Genomic DNA, 19,838 nt, shown 5'->3' with positions numbered 1-19,838 from the left:
TTGAGAGTGGGGAGCTTCGCGTCCTGGGTGCGTGCGCGCAAGCCCGTCGCCTCGGTCGTGGCGCTCGCCGTCGCCGTCGGCGTCCCGGTGACGATCGCCGCGTTCCACCAGGGCTTCCCGGTGACCGATCCCGACCTCACCGCACGCGACGTGTGGGTGACGAACGGGCAGGAGCTCCTCGCCGGCCGACTCAACCGCCAGATCGAGGAGCTCGACGCGGCCGTCGCGACGGCGTCCAACGACGTCGACGTCTTCCAGGACGGCGACGACGTCTTCCTCCTCGACCGGAGTGCGGGCTCGCTCGAGCGCATCGACCCCTCGTTCACGACGCTCACACAGCGCATCGACGTGCCGCTCGGGTCGCGCATCGCCTACGGCGGCGACACGCTCGCGATCCTGTCGCCGAAGGGCGAGCTGTGGACCACGCCCGCGGGCGGCGACCTCTCGTTCGACGCGAACGGCACCGACCCGATCGTCGAGCTCGGCGCCGACGCCCGGGTCGCCGTCTCCGACCGCGGGACCGTGTTCGCGACCTCGGCCGACGACGACGAACTGCTCCGCATCGAGGCGGGCGGCGGCGAGCCCGCCGTGTCGTCGCTGCCGAAGCTCGGCGAGCACCAGCTCGCCGCGGTCGGCGAGCGGGCCGTCGTGTTCGACGAGGACCGGAACGTGGTCGTGGTCGACGGGCGCGACGTGCCGCTGCCCGAGCCGGGCCTGCGGCTGCAGCAGAACAGTGCCGAGCACGACGTCGCCTACGTCGCCGGCGCGGCCGAGCTCATCGCGGTCCCGCTCGGGGGCGGCGATGCCAGGGTCATCGAGTCGGATGCCGCGGCGGCGCCGGCCCGCACCGCCGACGAGGTCGCAGCGCCCGTCTGGGTGAACGGCTGCGCGCACGCCGCCTGGGCGGCCTCCTCCACCTACCTCGCCGCGTGCGACGGCCGCGAGCCGGCCTCGCAGTCGATCGAGCAGCCCACCGCGGGCTCCCGGCTCGAGTTCCGCGTGAACCGCGACGTCGTGGTGCTCAACGACCTCACGACCGGCAACGCGTGGCTGGTGGACTCCGACCTCCGCATCGTCGACAACTGGGAGGAGGTCACCCCGCCCGAGGAGACCGACGAGCTCGAGGGCGACGAGAAGAGCGCGCAGCAGACCTTCGAGGACACGCTCGCCGAGCGCACCGACGTCAACCGGCCGCCGGTCGCGCGCGACGACGAAGCCGGCGTGCGACCCGGACGCACGACCGTGCTCGAGGTGCTCGAGAACGACACCGACCCCGACGGCGACGTGCTGACCGTGTCCTCCACGTCGGAGGTCGCCGAGTCGCAGGGTCGCCTCGAGCTCATCGACGGCGGACGCGCGCTGCAGTTCACGCCCGCCGATGGCGCAGCGGGCACGGTGTCGTTCCGCTACTCGGTCGACGACGGCCGACTGGGCGTGTCCGAGGCATCCGTCGACGTGCGCATCGTGCCCCAGCCCGAGAACGCGGCGCCCACCTCGATGCGCTCGGGCGCCGTGAGTGTCGAGCAGGGCCAGCAGATCTCCTACAACGTGCTCGCCGACTGGAACGACCCCGACGGCGACGACGTGTTCCTCGTGAACGCCTCGCCGACGAGCGGCGACTCGGTGCGGTTCAGCCCCGACGGCTTCGTGACCTTCGACCACAAGTCGGGCGAGCTCGGCCTCAAGGACGTCGCGTTCACGGTGTCCGACGGGCAGCTCACCGCGACGGGCACGCTCACCGTCGACGTGAAGCCCGCGGGCGCGCTCAACCCGGTCGGCACGCCCGACTTCGCGCAGGTCTTCGCCGGCGAGACCGCGCTCATCGAGCCGCTCGAGAACGACCTCACGCCGTCGGGCGCGCCGCTCGCGCTGCTCGGCGTCGACCAGGTGCCCACCGGGGCATCCGTCACCCCGAACCCCGAGCGCGGCACCGTCGCGTTCTCGTCGAGCCAGCCGGGCGAGTACATCTTCCTCTACAACGTCGGGGCGGATGCCGCGGTGAGCGTCGGCCTCATCCGCGTGCAGGTCGTCGAGCCGCCGGCCGAGGCGCCGCCGCCCATCGCGGTCAAGGACACCGCGTACCTGCGGCCGGGGGAGCCGACGACCGTCCCGGTGCTCGTGAACGACGTCTCGCCGTCGGGCCGCGTGCTCGCCGTGCAGTCCGCCGACGACTCCGCGACCGACGACCTCGTCTCGGTCGAGATCCTCACGAACACCGTGGCGCGCGTCACGGCGTCGGAGGCGCTCGACCGGCAGCTGCAGTTCAGCTACACCATCTCCGACGGCGTGAACACGGCGACCGCGACCGTGACGGTCGTGCCCGTGCCGCCGCTGGTGAAGCACCAGCCGCCGGTCGCCGTCGACGATGCCGTGAACGTGCGCGCCGGCGACATCGCGACGGTGCCGGTGCTCGCGAACGACTACCACCCCGACTCGACGGCGATCCACGTGCTCCCCGAGCTCGCCGACACGGGCTCGCTGCAGGGGCTCGCGTTCGTCGACGACGACGAGGTGCGGTTCCAGGCGCCCGAGGAGCCGGGCACCTACTCGGCCGTCTACACGATCGGCGACGACTTCGAGCAGACCGCGCGTGCGACCATCGCCTTCACGGTCGTCGCGAAGGACGCCGGCGAGAACCGGCCGCCACTGCCGACGCCACTCACCTCGCGCACGTTCGCGGGCTCGGCCGTCTCGATCGACATCCCGCGCGACGGACTCGACCCCGACGGCGACTCGGTCGTGCTCACGGGCATCTCCTCCGCCCCGAACCTCGGTCGCGTCGCCGAGCGCACGAGCACGTCGATCACCTACGAGGCGTTCGCCGGGTCGACCGGCACCGACACGTTCACCTACGAGCTGCGCGACACGTTCGGGGCCACCGCGAAGGGCACCATCCGCATCGGCGTGATCCCGCGGCCCGCCGTCGCCCTGCCGCCGAAGGCCGTCGACGACGCGATCGAGATGAAGCCCGGCCGCACGGCCTCCGTCGAGGTGCTGCTGAACGACTCGGATCCGAGCGGCTACAGCCTGAAGGCCGTCGACCTGCCCGAGGTCGACGAGGGCATCGAGGCCGAGATCCGCGACAAGCGCCGTGTCGTGGTCACCGCGCCCGACCAGGAGGGCGCGTTCACGATCCGCTACGAGATCTCGAACGGCCACGGCGGCGCCGACACCGCGTTCCTCCAGGTCGCGGTGAAGGACGACGCCGAGATCCTCCCGCCGACCGCCGAGGACCAGGTCATCGAGCCCGAGGACGTCGTCGAGGTCGACTCCGTCACGGTCGAGCCGCTCGACGACGCCACGAACCCGGGCGGCCTCGTGGAGGACCTCGTGGTCACGCTCGAGGGTCCGAACGCGGGTGGCGCGGAGGTGCGGCCCGACGGCGCCATCGTCGTGCAGCCCGGTCGGGAGCGGTACGCGGTCGCGTACCGGCTCACGAACGAGCTCGACGACCTCTCGGCGCTGGCGTTCGTGATCGTGCCGCCCGCGGCATCCGCCGAGGACATCGAGGAGGACGAGCCGACGATCCCGGCGCCGCACCTCGCGAAGCTCGACCCGATCATCGTGCCGATGAACGGCAGCATCACGTGGGACGTCGCCGACCTCGTCGTCGTCCCCTCGGGCAAGCCCGCCCTCGTGCTGTCGGCCTCGGCCGCGAACGCCCGGTCGGAGGCGTACGTCGACGGCACCACGCTGCGCTACGAGCCGGCGCAGGACTACCGCGGCGAGGCATCCGTCACGTTCGAGGTGACCGACGGGCGGGACGCCGACGACCCCGAGGGTCGGAAAGCGCTGCTCACGCTGCCCGTCACGGTCGGCGACCCGAACTTCGAGGACACGCCGCCGGTGTTCACGCCACGGCAGGAGACCATCGAGGCGGGCGAGCAGCCGCTCGACATCGACCTGCGCTCGTCGAGCGACCACCCCAACCCCGACGTGATCGGGCGGCTCGGCTACGGCAACCTGCAGGGCACGACCGCGGACATCCAGGCCTCGATCGACGGCGGCACGCTGCGCGTCTCGTCACCGCTCGGCGTGCAGCCCGGCACGTCGACGCGACTCACCTTCGACGTGACGTTCAAGGAGTTCACGGTGCCCGGGTACGTGGACGTGAAGGTGGTCTCGTCGACCCGGGCGAAGCCGCAGGCCGTCGACGACGGACCCGTGTACCTCACGCGCAGCGACACCCAGACGATCGACGTGCTCGCGAACGACTTCAACCCCTTCCCCGAGTCGCCGCTGCGGATCGTCGACGCGCAGGTCGACCAGCTCGACGTCGGCTCGTCGGCGTCGGCGAGCTTCACCGCGAGCGACGTGACGGTGCGCACCGGCGCCGCGTTCACGGGCACGCTCAGCGTCATCTACCGCATCCAGGACGCGACGAAGGACCCCGCGCGCGAGACGCAGGGGCGCATCACCGTGATCGTGCGCGACCGGCCCGACCAGCCCAACGCACCCACCGTGACGGCGGGCGACGGCTGGGCCGACGTGCGCTGGCAGGCGCCCGCGCCGAACAACTCGCCCATCACCGGCTACGAGGTGGACTACAACGGCCAGAAGGCGACCTACGGGGCAGGCGCCGCGGGAATCACCCAGCGCATCGGCGGTCTGACGAACGGCACGGCCTACACCTTCACCGTTCGCGCGATCAACGACATCGGCGCGTCGAACTGGTCGGCCGGCACGACGGCGACGCCGTACGGCACGCCCACCGCGCCGCGCAACGTGCGGCTCCAGTCGTCGGGCGACGCCCCCGCCGACCTCACGGCGAGCTGGACCGCGCCCTCGTCGACCGGCGGCGGCGCCATCACGTACGAGTGGCGGATCCAGGGTGCCCAGGGCTGGACGCAGACGACGGGCACGTCGGCGCGCGTGAACAACGTCGGCGCCGGCACGTACACGCTCGACGTCCGCGCCACCAACAACGGCAGCCGGCAGACCGGCCCCGCCGCGTCCGATTCGGTCGGCGTGAGCAACCCGCCCCCGCCGCCGCCGCGTGCCTACATCTGCAAGGGGGGCGCCCAGGGCGGCGGCAACGCGGTGCAGGTGCGCTACGAGAACTTCTCGGGCGGCGGCCACCGCATGTACACGTCGATCGATGGCGACTCCAGCGCCTTCTACAAGGAGACGTTCTCCATCGGCGGCGACGGCAAGCAGACCCTCCAGAACTGGCTCGGCGTGCGCTTCGACGGGGGCATCTGGGTCGTCATCGAGGGCCCCACGAGCATCAGCAAGACGAACACGATCTCGGGCGCGCAGTGGAACGCGCTGTCGCCCGGCCAATGCAGCGGTTGACGCGAGGAGCATGACATGGCAGTGACATCCGAACAGGCGCTCTGGTTCCAGGACGCCTTCTCGAAGCTGGTCGACAACGTCGACCAGGCGATCCTCGGCAAGCGCGAGGTGATCGAGCTCGTGCTCATCGCGCTGCTGTCCGACGGGCACGTGCTGCTCGAGGACTTCCCGGGAACCGGCAAGACCGTGCTCGCGAAGTCGCTCGCCAACACGCTCGACGGCTCGAACTCGCGCATCCAGTTCACGCCCGACCTGCTCCCGTCGGATGTCACGGGCGTGACGATCTACGACCAGGGCAAGGGCCGCTTCGAGTTCCACCGCGGCCCGATCTTCGCGTCGATCGTGCTCGCCGACGAGATCAACCGCGCCAGCCCGAAGACGCAGTCGGCGCTGCTCGAGGTGATGGAGGAGGGCCGGGTCACCGTCGACGGCGTGAGCTACGACGTGGGCTCGCCGTTCATGGTCATCGCGACGCAGAACCCCGTCGAGCAGGCCGGCACGTACTCGCTGCCCGAGGCGCAGCTCGACCGCTTTCTGATCAAGACGTCGCTCGGCTACCCCGACCACGACACCGCGGTCACCCTACTGCTCGACTCGGCGAACCGGGCCCGCGCCGCGAAGGTGTCGCCCATCATCGCGGCGAGCTCGGTCACGACGATGGCGCAGCTCGCGTCGGAGGTCTTCGTCGACGCGGCCGTGCTCGGCTACCTCAACCACATCGTGTCGGCGACGCGCGAGCACCAGGATTCGGCGCTCGGCGTCAGCATGCGCGGCGCGCTCGCGCTCGCCCGCACCGCGAAGACCTGGGCGATCGCGCACGGACGCACGTACGTGACGCCCGACGACGTGCGCGAGCTCGCGGTGCCCGTGCTCGCGCACCGCATCATCGTCGACCCCGAGTCGGAGTTCGCCGGCGTGACCGCCGAGGACATCGTGGGACGCGTGCTCGTCGAGGTCGCTCCGCCCGCCTACCGGGCGGCATGACCGGCGCGACCGGAGCCGAGGCGCCCGCCTCGCCGGGGGCGCCCTCGCAGGCGAGGATCGCGGCGCGCGCCGTCGCGCGCTCGGCCGCGGCATCCGCCCGCTCGCTCGCCGCACACGCGGCGACGGCCGGCCGCGCCCTCGCCCGGTTCGCGGCGCCGGTGACCGGTGTCGTGTCGACCACCGGATGGCTCGTGCTCGCCGCCGCGGCGGTGTCGCTCGTCGTCGCCTGGGCGTTCGGCTGGATCGAGTTCGCGTTCCTCGGGTTCACGCTGCTCGCCGCGGTGCTCGTGTCGATCGGGTTCGTGTTCGGACGCATGCACTACCGCGTGGGCATCGAGCTGCAGCCCGCCCGCGTGGTCGCGGGGGAGCGGGCGCTCGGCCGCCTGCTCGTGACGAACGCGGGCATGTCGGCCTCGACCCCGTCGCGGCTCGAGCTGCCCGTCGGCGCCGGACTCGCGGAGTTCGTCGTGCCCTCGCTGCCGCCCGACGGCGAGCACGAGGAGCTCTTCGCCGTGCCGACGCACCGGCGCGCGGTGATCGTCGCCGGACCGGCCGTCTCGGTGCGCGGCGACCAGCTCGGACTGCTCCGCCGCACGGTGCGCTGGACGGATCCCGTCGAGCTCTTCGTGCATCCGGTCACGGCCCGCCTGCGACCGTCGGCGGCGGGCCTCGTGCGCGACCTCGAGGGCGAGGTCACGAAGACGATCACGAACAACGACATCTCGTTCCACGCCCTGCGCGCCTACGAGCCGGGCGACGCGCTGCGCAACGTGCACTGGCGCACGTCGGCGCGCACCGGGCAGCTCATGGTGCGCCAGTACGAGGAGACCCGCCGCTCGCAGCTCATCCTCGTGCAGCCGACCGAGCGCGACCACTACGCGTCCGACGACGAGTTCGAGCTCGCCGTGTCGGTGGTCGCGTCCCTCGGCGTCCAGGTCATCCGCGACGCCACCCGCCTGGCCGTCCTCACCGAGTCGCTCGCCCTCCGCACCGCGACGCCCACGGCGCTGCTCGACGACACGTCGCGCATCGAGCCGTCGCGACGCGCGTTCCCGAGCGTCCGCGACTTCGTGCGTGAGGCGACGAAGCGGCTCCCGCCGCCGAGCGTCGTGATCACGGTCGCCGGCTCCCTCCTCCCGGTCGCCGACCTGCGCACGGTCGAGACGGTGTTCGGCCCCGACACCGAGGTCATCGCATTCCGGTCCGAGCTCGGCGCGGCATCCCGCATCGCGCGCATCGCGGGCACCACCGTCGTCACCGTCGGCGAACTCTCGGAGCTCCCGCGGCTCGTGCGGAGGGTGCGACCGTGACCCGCCTGCCCCGCACCGCCGTGACCGACATCCTGGTGCTCAGCCTGCTCTCGCTGCTCGGGATCGCGGGCTACGAGACCGCGTTCGGCGGCCTGAACTTCCTCGTGGCCGCCGTCGCGGGCCTCGTCGTGGGCACGCTGGCAGCGGTCGCCGGTGCGGTGTGGCGCCTCGGGGTCGTGACGACCGTGCTGCTCGCGATGGCGGGCTACCTGCTCGTCGGCACGGCGGTCACGATGCCGGATGCCGCGCTGTTCGCCGTGCTGCCGTCGCTCGAGGGCCTCACGGGGCTGGTCATCGGCCCGGTCTACGGCTGGGCCGACATCGTCACCATCGGCACGCCTGTGGAGGCGCCGTACTACGTCGCCGTGGTGCCGTACTTCGCCGCGTGGCTCGTCGCCCTCGTCGGCACGCTCCTCGCGACGCGCTGGCTGCCGCGACGCCGCACCGCGCTGCGCGCGAGCGTGCTCCTCATCGGCCCCGTCGTGCTCTACCTGTCGGGGATCCTGCTCGGCACCGACGAGGCGTACCTCGCGGCCGTGCGCGGCGTCGCGTTCGCGGTCGTGGCGCTCGTGTGGCTCGCCTGGCGCCGCGGCGCGACGGTCGAGGCGAGCGGCGACGGCGCCGCGCGGCGGCAGAAGGTCGTCGGCACCTCGGCGGTGGTCGCCGGGGCCATCGCGATCGGCGCCGTCGCGGGCATCGCGCTCGCGCCGGTGTCGCCCGACCGGTTCGTGCTGCGCGAGGAGGTCGTGCCGCCGTTCGACCCGCTCGAGTTCCCGAGCCCCCTCGCAGGGTTCCGCCACTACACGAAGGACCTCGCCGAGGCGCCGCTCTTCGAGGTGACGGGGCTCGAGCCGGGTGACGTGATCCGCCTCGCGACCATGGACGCGTACACCGGCCGCCTCTGGAACGTCGCGGGGCCCGACGACGTGGGACCCGACGGCGGCGGCTACGCGATCGTCGGCGAGACGCTGCCCGAGCCGCTCCTCGCGACCCTCGGCAGCGAGCGTCGCGTACAGGTGCAGGTCGAGGGCTACGACGACGTGTGGCTGCCCACGGTCGGGTACGGCGAGACGCTCGCGCTCCAGGACCGGGGCACGAGCAAGCGCGCCGGCGACCTGCGGTACAACCCCGCCGCCGGCACCGCCGTGCTCACGAGCGGCCTCGCCGAGGGCGCCGCCTACGAGCTCGACGGCCGCGTGCAGGTGGAGCCCGAGACCGACGAGCTCCTCGACGTGCCGGTCGCCGGCCTCGCGATGCCCGCCGTGCAGAACGTGCCCGACGTGGTCGCGGCCAAGGCCGACGAGTACGTGGGCGAGGCGGCCACGCCCATCGAGCAGTTGCGCGCGATCGAGACCGGCCTGAAGACGAACGGGTTCCTCAGCCACGGGCTGGCCTCCGACACCGTGCCCTCCCGGGCCGGCCACGGCGCCGACCGCATCATCGAGCTGTTCACCCGCACGCAGATGGTCGGCGACGAGGAGCAGTACGCATCGGCGATGGCGCTCATGGCGCGCCACCTAGGTTACCCCGCGCGCGTCGTCATGGGCTTCGCGCCCGAGGTGCGCGAGGGCGAGGCGGTCGAGGTGCTCGGCGGCGACGTCACCGCGTGGGTCGAGGTGCCGTTCGAGGGCGTGGGCTGGGTCTCGTTCCGCCCGACGCCCGACCAGGTCGACGTGCCGCAGGAGCAGACGCCGAAGCCGAAGTCCGAGCCCCAGCCGCAGGTGCGCCAGCCGCCGCGCTCCGAGGACGAGGAGGAGCAGCTCCTCACGACGGTCGAGATCGACGACTCCGACGACGACCGCGACCGCCCCTTCGTCCTGCCCGGCTGGGTGTGGGTCACGATCGCGTCCGTCGGCATCCCCGCCGCGGTCGTGCTGCTGCCGCTGCTCGTCGTCGCCCTCGTCAAGCGCGAGCGACGCCGTCGCCGTCGGACCGGCGCCAACGACCGGCGCGCGGCGGGCGCGTGGGAGGAGCTGGTGGACCGGTACGCCGAGCTCGGCTTCGAGCCGCCCGCGCAGGGCACCCGGCTGCAGGCCGCACGCGTCCTCGAGCGGCAGGTCGACGAGCAGGGCCTGACCGCCGCGCTGGCGCAGGCTCCGGCGACTCGACGCGCGGATGCCTCGGCGACCGCGCCCGCGGACGAAACCGTGCGGCTCGCCACCTTCGCGGCCACCATCGACCGCGACGTCTTCGGCGGCGACGACGTGACCGACGCGGTGGTCGACGACCGCTGGACGGCCGCGGACGCCTCGACCGACGCGGTCGCGCGCGCCGCGGGCCGCCTGCGGCGCCTCGTCAGCCGCTACCGGCTGCACCGCCGGCGTTAGAGTGATGCCGTGGATTCGCCGGACTTCATCGTCCCGCCGCCGGGGCTGATCCCGTCGGCGCCGCCGCCGAGCGAGGAGCCCGACCGCACCGTGCGCGACGCACCGCCGCGCTCGTTGCCCGCCTTCCCTCCACCGCCCGGCGTCCGGCCGACGGTGGTGCCCGGGCCCCCGCCCGTGAAGGGCGGCGAGGCGCTCGAGGAGCGCGTCGAGGCGCCGACGCCGACCCCGCAGCCCGGCGCCTGGCGGCTGCGCGCGCCCGGCGGACGCGAGGTGCTGCTGCTGCGCCCGGTCGTGCTGGGGCGCGATCCGTCGGCCGAGGCCACGCGCCCCGATGCGGCGCCGATCCCGCTCGCCGACCCGGCGCGCTCGGTCTCCAAGACGCATGCCCTCGTGGAGGTGGTCGACGGCCGCGTGAGCGTGACCGACCTCCACTCGACCAACGGGACGCGCGTGCTGACGCCCGACGGCGAGGCCCGCGAACTCGATCCCGGCGTGGCATCCGAGGTGGCCGGCGGGTCGACCCTGCTGCTCGGGGAGGTCGCCGTGCGCGTGGATCGGGCCCCGCTCCACACGGTGTAGCCTGTCATGGTGCGTGCTCCGCGACTTCTCCTTCGGTGCCGCGGCGGGGCCTCGTTCTAGGCCGATCCCGTCGCGGAGTTCGTCGTCGGCTGACCGCAGATCCTGAGGAAGCGAACGCATGGAAGCAGCACCCGCGAACGGCGTGACCACGCCGGAAGCACGACCGCGCACCCTGGCCGAGAAGGTCTGGGACGCCCATCTCGTGAAGAAGGGCGAGGACGGCACGCCCGACCTCATCTACATCGACCTCCACCTCGTGCACGAGGTCACGAGCCCGCAGGCCTTCGACGGCCTCCGCGTCGCCGGACGCCCGGTGCGGCGTCCCGACCTGACGATCGCGACGGAGGACCACAACACCCCGACGCTCGACATCGACAAGCCCATCGCCGACCCGACGAGCCGCACGCAGATCGAGACCCTCCGCCGCAACGCCGCGGAGTTCGGCATCCGCCTGCACTCCCTCGGCGACAAGGAGCAGGGCATCGTGCACGTCGTCGGCCCGCAGCTCGGGCTCACGCAGCCGGGCATCACCGTGGTCTGCGGCGACTCGCACACGTCGACCCACGGCGCGTTCGGCGCCATGGCGTTCGGCATCGGCACGAGCGAGGTCGAGCACGTGCTCGCCACCCAGACGCTGCCGCTGAAGCCGTTCAAGACCATGGCGATCAACGTCGAGGGCACGCTGCGGCCCGGCGTCACGGCGAAGGACATCATCCTCGCGGTGATCGCGAAGATCGGCACGGGCGGCGGGCAGGGCTACGTGCTCGAGTACCGCGGCAGCGCCATCCGCGCGCTGTCGATGGACGGCCGCATGACCATCTGCAACATGTCGATCGAGGCCGGCGCCCGCGCCGGCATGGTCGCGCCCGACGAGACGACGTTCGACTACCTCGACGGCCGGGCGCACGCGCCGCAGGGCGCCGAGTGGGACGACGCCGTCGCGTACTGGCGCACGCTCGCCACCGACGAGGGCGCCGAGTTCGACGCCGAGGTCTTCATCGATGCCGACGCGCTCGAGCCGTTCGTGACCTGGGGCACCAACCCGGGCCAGGGCGTCTCGCTGAGCGAGGCCGTCCCCGACCCGGCGACGATCGACGACCAGCACGAGCGAGCGGCCGCCGAGCGGGCGCTCGAGTACATGGACCTCGCGCCCGGCACGCCGCTGAAGGACATCCACGTCGACGCCGTCTTCATGGGCTCGTGCACGAACAGCCGCATCGAGGACCTCCGGGCGTTCGCGTCGATCGTCAAGGGCGAGAAGAAGGCCGACGGCGTGCGCGTCATGGTCGTGCCCGGGTCTGCCCGGGTGCGGCTCGAGGCCGAGGCCGAGGGCCTCGACAAGGTGTTCGAGGAGTTCGGCGCCGAGTGGCGGTTCGCGGGCTGCTCGATGTGCCTCGGCATGAACCCCGACCAGCTCGCGCCGGGGGAGCGCTGCGCCTCCACCTCGAACCGGAACTTCGAAGGCCGGCAGGGCAAGGGCGGCCGCACGCACCTCGTGTCGCCGCTCGTCGCGGCGGCCACGGCCATCCGCGGCACGCTCTCGAGCCCGTGGGACCTGCAGAATGCGGTCCCCGAGCCCGTCGACGGGACGTTCGCTTCGACGAGCTCAGCGAACGAGACGAGCTCGGCGAACGAGGGGAACTGACCGTGGAGAAGCTCAGCACCGTGACCGGCGTGGCGGTCCCGCTCCGCCGCTCGAACGTCGACACCGACCAGATCATCCCGGCCGTGTTCCTCAAGCGCGTGACGAAGACCGGGTTCGACGACGCGCTGTTCTTCGCATGGCGCCAGGACCCCGAGTTCATCCTCAACGACCCGGCCTACACGGGCGCCCGCGTCCTCATCGCCGGCCCCGACTTCGGCACCGGATCCAGCCGCGAGCACGCCGTCTGGGCGCTGCGCGACTACGGCTTCGACGTGGTGATCAGCTCGCGCTTCGGCGACATCTTCCGCGGCAACTCGGGCAAGCAGGGCCTGCTCGCCGCCCAGGTCGCGTACGAGGACGTCGAGCGCCTCTGGGAGGTCGTCGAGGCCGACCCGGGAATACCCGTCACCGTCGATCTGGTTGAGCGTACGGTGAGCGCCGGTGCGCTCACCGTGCCGTTCGACATCGACGACTACACTCGGTGGAGGCTTCTCGAAGGGCTCGACGACATCGGGCTCACCCTGCGGGACGAGGAGTCGATCGCCGAGTTCGAGTCACATCGCGAGGCTTGGCGGCCGAAGACCCTCCCCATCCGGGAGCCGGCAGAATCAGGGAGTCTGTGAACACACTCGGGCAGGACGCCAAGAACCACGCGACGGCAGTCGGATTGAACGTCGACCGCATCACCATCAACGGCGGCAAGCCGCTGCGCGGTCGCATCGAGCTCAAGGGCGCGAAGAACCTCGTCACGAAGGCGATGGTCGCGGCCATCCTCGGCGACACCCCCAGCGTGCTGAAGGACGTGCCGAACATCAGCGACGTCCGCATCGTGCGCGGCCTCCTCGAGGTGCACGGCGTCAGCGTCACGCACGGCGTCGACGAGGGCGAGCTCATCCTCGACCCGTCGGCCGTCGAGTCGGCGCACATGGCCGACATCGACGCGCACGCCGGCTCGAGCCGCATCCCGATCCTGTTCTGCGGGCCGCTCCTGCACCGCCTCGGCGAGGCGTTCATCCCCGACCTCGGCGGCTGCCGCATCGGCGACCGTCCGATCGACTTCCACCTCGAGGTGCTGCGCAACTTCGGCGCCATCGTCGAGAAGCTCCCGAGCGGCATCCGCATGTCGGCCCCCGGCGGCCTGCACGGCGCGAAGGTCTCGCTGCCCTACCCGAGCGTCGGCGCGACCGAGCAGGTGCTGCTCACCGCGGTGCTCGCCGACGGCATCACCGAGCTCTCGGGCGCGGCGATCGAGCCCGAGATCATGGATCTCATCAACATCCTCCAGAAGATGGGCGCCATCATCACGGTCGACACCGACCGCGTGATCCGCATCGAGGGCGTCGAGAAGCTGCAGGGCTACACGCACCGCGCGCTCTTCGACCGCAACGAGGCCGCCAGCTGGGCGGCCGCGGCCCTCGCGACCGACGGCGACATCTTCGTCGGCGGCGCCCGCCAGGCCGAGATGCTCACCTTCCTCAACGTGTACCGCAAGGTCGGCGGCGCGTTCGAGATCCAGGAGGACGGCATCCGCTTCTACCACCCCGGTGGCGAGCTCAAGCCGGTCATCATCGAGACCGACGTGCACCCCGGGTTCATGACCGACTGGCAGCAGCCGCTCGTCGTGGCGCTGTCGAAGGCCAAGGGCGTCTCGATCGTGCACGAGACCGTGTACGAGCAGCGCTTCGGCTTCGTCGACGCGCTCGTCGAGATGGGCGCGTCGATCGACGTGCACAAGGAGTGCCTCGGCGGCCGCCCGTGCCGCTTCGGCCAGCGCAACTTCCAGCACTCCGCGGTCATCTCGGGTCCGGCCAAGCTGCACGGCGCCGACATCGAGGTGCCCGACCTCCGCGGCGGCTTCAGCCACCTCATCGCGGCACTGACCGCCGACGGTCGCTCGACCGTGTCGAACGTCGGGATCATCGCACGCGGCTACGAGAACTTCATCACCAAGCTGGAGCTGCTCGGGGCGGACTTCACGCTCGAAGGATAATGGGTCCGTGCCGAAACAAGACCCGACCGCTGCGCGTGCGGCGAAGCCGGGGGCCGAGAAGCGCCGTCCGTCGTTCTTCTGGGTCCTCGCCGTCCTGATCCTGCCGCTCTGGAACCTGGCGGTGAAGTACCGCTTCCACCACCCCGAGCGGATGCCGCGGACCGGCGCATTCGTGATGTCGCCCAACCACTACAGCGAGGTCGACCCCGTCGTCATGGGCGTCGCCGCGTGGAAGCTCGGCCGTGCGCCGCGGTTCCTCGCCAAGGCGTCGCTCTTCAAGAACCCGGTGCTCGGGTGGTTCCTGCGCAGCTCGGGCCAGATCCCGGTCGAGCGCAGCGGCAGCCAGAGCCACGCGGCCATCCGCGCTGCTGAAGACCTCGTCTCCAAGGGCCGCATGGTCATCGTCTACCCCGAGGGTTCGCTCACGCGCGACCCCGACATGTGGCCGATGCGTGGCAAGACCGGCGCCGTGCGCATCGCGCTCGAACGCGGCATCCCGCTGGTGCCCGCCGCCCACTGGGGCACGCAGCAGATCCTCCCGCGCTACGGCAAGAAGCTGAGCCTCTTCCCGCGCAAGACGGTCGACGTCATCATCGGCGAGCCGATCGACCTCTCGGCGTACGAGGGCAAGCTCGACCAGGCGAGCCTCACGGCGGCGACCGCCGTGCTCATGGACGCGATCGCCGCACTCCTCGCCGAGCTGCGCGGCGAGCCCGCGCCGGCCGAGCGCTGGGATCCGGTCAAGCACGGCCAGAAGGAGACGGGTCGTCTCGACCAGAAGGGGACGCGCGGTGAATCGTAGGACGGGGCGCCGCGCGCCTGGCAAGCGCGTGGCGGTGCTCGGCGCCGGCAGCTGGGGCACCACGTTCGCGAAGATCCTCGCCGACGGCGGCGCCGACGTCATGATCTGGGCGCGCCGGCCCGAACTGGCCCGCGAGATCCAGGAGGCGCGGCGCAACAGCGACTACCTCCCGGGCATCAACCTGCCGATCGGCCTGCGCGCCACCAGCCGCATCGACCTCGCCCTCGCCGGCGCCGAGCAGGTGTACGTGTGCGTGCCGAGCCAGACGCTGCGGCAGAACCTCATCGCGGCCGAGCCGCACCTGCACGCGGAGGCGACCGTGGTGTCGCTCATGAAGGGCGTCGAGAAGTCGACCGGGCACCGCATGAGCGAGGTCATCGCCGAGGTGCTGCCCATCGCCGAGTCGAACATCGCCGTGATCTCGGGCCCGAACCTCGCCCTCGAGATCGCGAGGGAGCAGCCGACGGCGGCCGTCGTGTCGTCGACGAGCCTCGAGACGGCGCAGTCCGTGGCGTCCATCTCGCGCAACAAGTACTTCCACTCGTTCGTGAACACCGACGTCATCGGCACGGAGTTCGGCGGCGTGCTGAAGAACCTCATCGCGGTGGCGATCGGCATCGTCGACGGCGCGGGCTACGGCGAGAACACGAAGGCCTCGATCATCACGCGCGGCCTCGTCGAGATGACCGACTTCGCGGTCGCGTACGGCGCCCACCCCGACACGCTCTCGGGCCTCGCCGGCCTCGGCGACCTCATCGCGACGTGCCAGTCGCCGCTGTCCCGCAACAACACCGCCGGGCGCCTGCTCGGCCAGGGCTACAAGCTGCCCGACGTGGTGAACCGCATGCAGCAGACCACCGAGGGCCTCGCCTCGGTGGGCCCGATCCTCGAGCTCGCGCGGGCGAAGGGCGTGGAGATGCCCATCGTCGAGCAGGTCCGGCAGGTGCTCGCGGGCACCCTCGCCCCGAAGGACATCGCACCGCACCTCACGACCGACGACGAGCCGCAGGGCGAAAGGACATTTGATGGACAAGCTCAGGGTGGTTCTGCTGTTCGGCGGGCGTTCAAGCGAGCATTCGATCAGCTGCGCAACGGCGGGCGGGATCCTGGGGGCGATCGACCGTGACCGCTACGAGGTGATCCCGGTCGGGATCACCCGCGACGGCGCCTTCGTGCTCGAGGCCGACGATCCGGCGCGCTACGCCCTCGACCCGGCGCACCTGCCCGAGGTCGTCGACAACGGCACCCGAGTGCGCTGGCCCGAGAGCTCGGCGTCGCGTGAGGTGCGGGTGGCGGACACTTCGACGGAGCTCAGTGGAACTCCCGCGCCAAGCGAGCGCTCGCTCGGCGACGTCGACGTCGTCCTCCCGATCCTGCACGGCCGCTTCGGCGAGGACGGCACCGTGCAGGGCCTGCTCGAGCTCGTCGGACTGCCGTACGTGGGCAACGGCGTGCTGGCGTCGGCGATCGGCATGGACAAGCACGTCACGAAGACCGTGCTCGAGGGCGCCGGCATCGCCGTGGCTCCATGGGTGACACTCACGCGGGCGGCCCTCGCGGAGGACCCCGAGCTGTGGACGCGCCGGGTGCACGGCCTCGGCCTCCCCGTGTTCGTGAAGCCCGCCCGCGCAGGTTCGTCCGTGGGGGTGAGCAAGGTCTCCGACTGGTCGGAGCTCGACCCGGCGCTCGACGTGGCGTTCGCCGAGGACCGCACGGTGCTCGTCGAATCCGCCGTCGTCGGCCGCGAGATCGAGTGCGGCGTGCTCGAGGGACGCGACGGCCGGGGGCCGCGCGTGAGCGTCGCGGGCGAGGTCGTCGTGACCGGTCGCGACTTCTACGACTTCGAGGCGAAGTACCTCGACGCGCCCGGTGTCGACCTCATCTGCCCGGCCGACCTCGGCGACGGCGAGCTGTTCGAGCTCCGCCGCATCGCCCGGCGGGCGTTCGAGGCGATCGGCGGCGAGGGACTCGCCCGGGTCGACGTGTTCCTCACCGACGAGGGCTTCGTCGTGAACGAGGTCAACACGATGCCGGGGTTCACGCCCATCTCGATGTTCCCGACGTGCTGGCTGAACTCGGGGCTCACCTACCCCGAGCTGATCTCGGAGCTCATCGAGGTCGGGCACGCGCGCGGCAGCCGCTGAGCCCGGCGGGCCGTTGCGGCATCCGTGCCCGCCCGCCCGTGGGCCGTTGGACCCATGACGCCGCGTGATCGGCGTGCCACGATGGTGACATGGCTGATGAACGCGAACCGGTGAAGGTCCTCAGCGACGACGAGTGCTGGGCGCTGCTCGTGGAGAAGGACTTCGGACGACTGGCCGTCTCGATCGGCGACCAGCCCGAGATCTTCCCGATCAACTACACGACCGTCGAGGGCGGGATCCTGCTGCGCACCGCGGAGGGCACCAAGCTGTTCGGGGTGACGGTGAACAACCGGGTCGCCTTCGAGATCGACGACTACGGCGCGACCGACGGCTGGAGCGTCGTCATCAAGGGCCGCGCCAGGGCCCTCGAGAGCGCCGCCGACATCGCCGAGGCCGAGGAGGCGTCGCTCGTGCCGTGGATCCCGACGGTCAAGCGCAACTTCATCCGCATCGACGCCGACCAGATCAGCGGCCGCCGGGTGACGTTCGGGCCCGAGCCCGAGGCGGAGGCCGACGCGAGCTGAGCCCCTGCGTGCCGAGGCGCGTCAGCCGAAGATCGCGTCGTCGACGTTCGTGCAGCCGCCCTCAGCGGGGATCGCCGAGACGGCCGACGACAGGTCGGCGATCGCGGTCGTGCCCGACACCACGTCGTTGTCGATGAGCACCTCGACCGCGGGCGTGCGACCGAAGGTCGTGAACAGGTAGCGCGGGGCATCCGACTCGTCGATGACCCAGTCGACGCCGTCGACGCTCACGCAGCGGTCGGTCGTCGGACCGAGCGGCTCGACGCCGCAGCGCAGCAGCACCGACGCGGGATTGCCCCAGGCACCTGTGCCCTGCGCGTTCGTCTCGCGCTCGGCCTGGCCGGCGACGACGTCGGGCAGGCGCACGATGACGGCGGCGCAGTCGGCGTCGGTCGCCTGCGGCGCGGCGTCGAACACGACGGGCTGGCTGCAGCCGGCGAGCGCGATCGTGCCGGCGACCGCGAGGCCGATGGCGAGCGCGACGCGTCGCAGCCCGCGTCGGGGCAGGGGAGCGGTGGGGTGGGGCATCGCCGTTCAGGCTACCGTGAGTGGCATGGAAGCAGCTGCGCGCCCGGATTCGCCCACGATCGGCGAACTCGGCGAGTCGCACACGCTCGCACGCATCCTGCCGCGGCTCTCGCCCGGCGACGCATCGCTGCTCGGCGCCGGCGATGACGCCGCGGTCGTCGCGGCCGCCGACGGACGCTACGTCGTGACGACCGACCTGCTCGTGCACGGGCCCGACTTCCGCCTCGCGTGGTCGACGCCGTTCGAGCTCGGCTGGAAGGCGGCCGCCACCAACCTCACCGACGTCGCTGCGATGGGCGCCCGGCCCACCGCGCTCGTCGTCGCCATCGCTGCGCCGCCGACGACGCTCGCGGCCGTGCTCGAGGGCATCGCCGACGGCCTCCGCGAGGGTCTCGCGGCGCTCGCACCGGGCGCCGGCGTCGTGGGCGGCGACCTCTCGGCCTCGACCGTCCTCACCATCGCCGTGACGGCGTTCGGCGACCTCGAGGGCCGCGCGCCGGTGCTCCGCTCGGGGGCGCGCGTCGGCGACGTCCTCGCGCACGCGGGCGCCCGGGGCGACGCGGCCCGCGGGCTCGCCCTCCTCTTCGCCGAGGGCACGGATGCCGCGGGCGAGCCCGACCCCGACCGGGCCGCCGACGTGCGCGCGCGGCATCCCGAGCTCGTGGCGGCGCAACTCGCGCCGCATCCGCCCGTGGCCGCCGGCGTGACGGCCGCGCTCGCCGGGGCGACGTCGATGCTCGACGTCTCCGACGGACTCGCCCGTGACGCCCGCCGCATCGCCGAGGCGAGCGGCGTCGGACTCGACTTCGACGGCGAGGCGCTCGGCGCCGACCTGCGCGTCGCGTTCGCCGGCGCCGAGGACCACGGCCTGCTCGCGACCTTTCCGCCCGACGTCGCCGTGCCCGCGCCGTTCGAGGTCGTCGGCCGCGTGGTGCCCGCGCCCGGCGAGGTGCTCATCGACGGGCGCGGGATCGACGCCGAGGGCTGGGACCCCTACTCGGGCTGGGACGGCCGATCGGGCTGAGCCGCCGCCCACCACAGCGTCGTCTCGCCGTAGTCGCGTCGACGCTCGGGTGCGATGCCCTCGGGCCACCTCGGCTCGGGCGAGCGCGAGCTCCGCTCGACGACGACGATGGCGTCGGGCGCGAGCAGGGGCGCGAGCAGCTCGAGGTCGTGCGCGAGCGCGCCCTCGCCGAGGTCGTAGGGCGGGTCGATGAAGACGAGGTCGAACGGGCCCGTCGCCGACTCGAGGTACGACGCGACGCTGCGCATCGCGACCCGGATGCGCGGCCGATGGCCCCGCGCCACGCGGGTCACCGCGTCGGCGTTGCGCCGGCACACGTCGGCGGCGGGCTTCGCCTTCTCGACGAGCACGACCTCGGCCGCGCCCCGAGAGGCCGCCTCCAGCCCGAGCGCGCCCGACCCGGCGTAGAGGTCGAGCACCGCGCCGCCGGCGACGGCGTCGCGAGCCTCGAGCGCGGAGAAGATCGCCTCGCGCACGCGGTCGCTGGTGGGACGCGTGCCCGAGCGCGGCACGGCGAGGGTGAGCGAGCCGGCGAATCCGGCGATGATGCGGGTCATGCTCCCGGCAGCATATCCGCGAGGTTGCATGCTGTCATGCCCGCGCGAGCACGTGCCCGGCGCTGCCATGATGGAGGGGTGGATGACTCGACAGACCAGGCGCCCGCCGAACCGTCCCGCCACCGGGGG

The 19,838-nt window shown here is 72.3% G+C and carries 15 protein-coding genes; 13 read left to right on the top strand and 2 right to left on the bottom strand.

The features are described 5' to 3' along the window. Window positions 1-6 precede the first annotated feature (6 nt). From ACFVN5_RS10925 to ACFVN5_RS10870, 12 genes are all read left to right on the top strand, one after another. Window positions 7-5,295: an Ig-like domain-containing protein gene (locus ACFVN5_RS10925; protein WP_376955122.1), complete on the top strand. Its 5,289-nt coding sequence runs from the start codon at window positions 7-9 to the stop codon at window positions 5,293-5,295. A 15-nt stretch (window positions 5,296-5,310) separates the two neighbouring features. Beyond that, complete coding sequence (locus tag ACFVN5_RS10920) at window positions 5,311-6,279, top strand: AAA family ATPase (protein ID WP_376955121.1); 969 nt, start codon at window positions 5,311-5,313, stop codon at window positions 6,277-6,279. Next, window positions 6,276-7,589, top strand: coding sequence for a DUF58 domain-containing protein (locus ACFVN5_RS10915; RefSeq protein ID WP_376955119.1), 1,314 nt, complete (start codon window positions 6,276-6,278; stop codon window positions 7,587-7,589). The genes ACFVN5_RS10920 and ACFVN5_RS10915 overlap by 4 nt, the downstream gene beginning before the upstream one ends. Continuing rightward, the gene (locus ACFVN5_RS10910) at window positions 7,586-9,916 is read left to right on the top strand and encodes a transglutaminase family protein (RefSeq protein WP_376955117.1); all 2,331 of its coding nucleotides are present in this window, start codon (window positions 7,586-7,588) and stop codon (window positions 9,914-9,916) included. The genes ACFVN5_RS10915 and ACFVN5_RS10910 overlap by 4 nt, the downstream gene beginning before the upstream one ends. Before the next feature lie 9 nt (window positions 9,917-9,925). Beyond that, on the top strand, window positions 9,926-10,495 hold the full coding sequence (locus tag ACFVN5_RS10905) for an FHA domain-containing protein (RefSeq protein WP_376955116.1): 570 nt from the start codon (window positions 9,926-9,928) through the stop codon (window positions 10,493-10,495). Window positions 10,496-10,613: 118 nt separating this feature from the next. Beyond that, entirely contained in the window at window positions 10,614-12,140 is a 1,527-nt protein-coding gene (gene leuC, locus ACFVN5_RS10900) for a 3-isopropylmalate dehydratase large subunit (RefSeq protein ID WP_376955115.1), read from the top strand. Window positions 12,141-12,142: 2 nt separating this feature from the next. Further along, window positions 12,143-12,763 (top strand): 3-isopropylmalate dehydratase small subunit, encoded by a 621-nt coding sequence (gene leuD, locus ACFVN5_RS10895; protein ID WP_376955114.1) that lies wholly within the window; start codon window positions 12,143-12,145, stop codon window positions 12,761-12,763. Continuing rightward, a complete protein-coding gene (gene murA, locus ACFVN5_RS10890; protein ID WP_376955112.1) occupies window positions 12,760-14,130 on the top strand; it encodes a UDP-N-acetylglucosamine 1-carboxyvinyltransferase in 1,371 nt (456 codons plus the stop codon). The genes leuD and murA overlap by 4 nt, the downstream gene beginning before the upstream one ends. Before the next feature lie 7 nt (window positions 14,131-14,137). Further along, on the top strand, window positions 14,138-14,932 hold the full coding sequence (locus ACFVN5_RS10885) for a lysophospholipid acyltransferase family protein (protein ID WP_376955111.1): 795 nt from the start codon (window positions 14,138-14,140) through the stop codon (window positions 14,930-14,932). A gap of 34 nt (window positions 14,933-14,966) precedes the next feature. Further along, a complete protein-coding gene (locus ACFVN5_RS10880; RefSeq protein ID WP_376955639.1) occupies window positions 14,967-16,058 on the top strand; it encodes an NAD(P)H-dependent glycerol-3-phosphate dehydrogenase in 1,092 nt (363 codons plus the stop codon). Further along, window positions 15,958-17,076 carry a D-alanine--D-alanine ligase family protein gene (locus ACFVN5_RS10875; protein WP_376955110.1) on the top strand — a complete coding sequence of 373 codons (1,119 nt, stop codon included), beginning with the start codon at window positions 15,958-15,960 and terminating at the stop codon, window positions 17,074-17,076. Before ACFVN5_RS10880 ends, ACFVN5_RS10875 begins: the two co-directional genes overlap by 101 nt. Before the next feature lie 89 nt (window positions 17,077-17,165). Beyond that, window positions 17,166-17,600, top strand: coding sequence for a pyridoxamine 5'-phosphate oxidase family protein (locus ACFVN5_RS10870; RefSeq protein WP_376955109.1), 435 nt, complete (start codon window positions 17,166-17,168; stop codon window positions 17,598-17,600). A 21-nt stretch (window positions 17,601-17,621) separates the two neighbouring features. Here ACFVN5_RS10870 and ACFVN5_RS10865 read toward each other — a convergent pair whose 3' ends face one another. Next, complete coding sequence (locus tag ACFVN5_RS10865; protein WP_376955108.1) at window positions 17,622-18,128, bottom strand: DUF3515 domain-containing protein; 507 nt, start codon at window positions 18,126-18,128, stop codon at window positions 17,622-17,624. Between the two features lie 25 nt (window positions 18,129-18,153). Between ACFVN5_RS10865 and thiL the strand changes: the two genes are divergently transcribed. Then, the gene (gene thiL, locus ACFVN5_RS10860) at window positions 18,154-19,152 is read left to right on the top strand and encodes a thiamine-phosphate kinase (protein WP_376955107.1); all 999 of its coding nucleotides are present in this window, start codon (window positions 18,154-18,156) and stop codon (window positions 19,150-19,152) included. On the opposite strand, the gene rsmD is transcribed toward thiL, so the two are convergent. Next, window positions 19,122-19,709, bottom strand: a complete 588-nt coding sequence (rsmD, locus tag ACFVN5_RS10855; RefSeq protein WP_376955106.1) for a 16S rRNA (guanine(966)-N(2))-methyltransferase RsmD — start codon at window positions 19,707-19,709, stop codon at window positions 19,122-19,124. The two genes, thiL and rsmD, sit on opposite strands and share 31 nt — an antisense overlap. Window positions 19,710-19,838: the final 129 nt, after the last annotated feature.

The sequence above is a fragment of the Agromyces sp. NPDC057865 genome, from assembly GCF_042796995.1.
GTDB lineage: Bacteria > Actinomycetota > Actinomycetes > Actinomycetales > Microbacteriaceae > Agromyces.
Note: the sequence above shows the minus strand (reverse complement) of the source record. Positions and strands in the feature narration are given on the sequence as shown.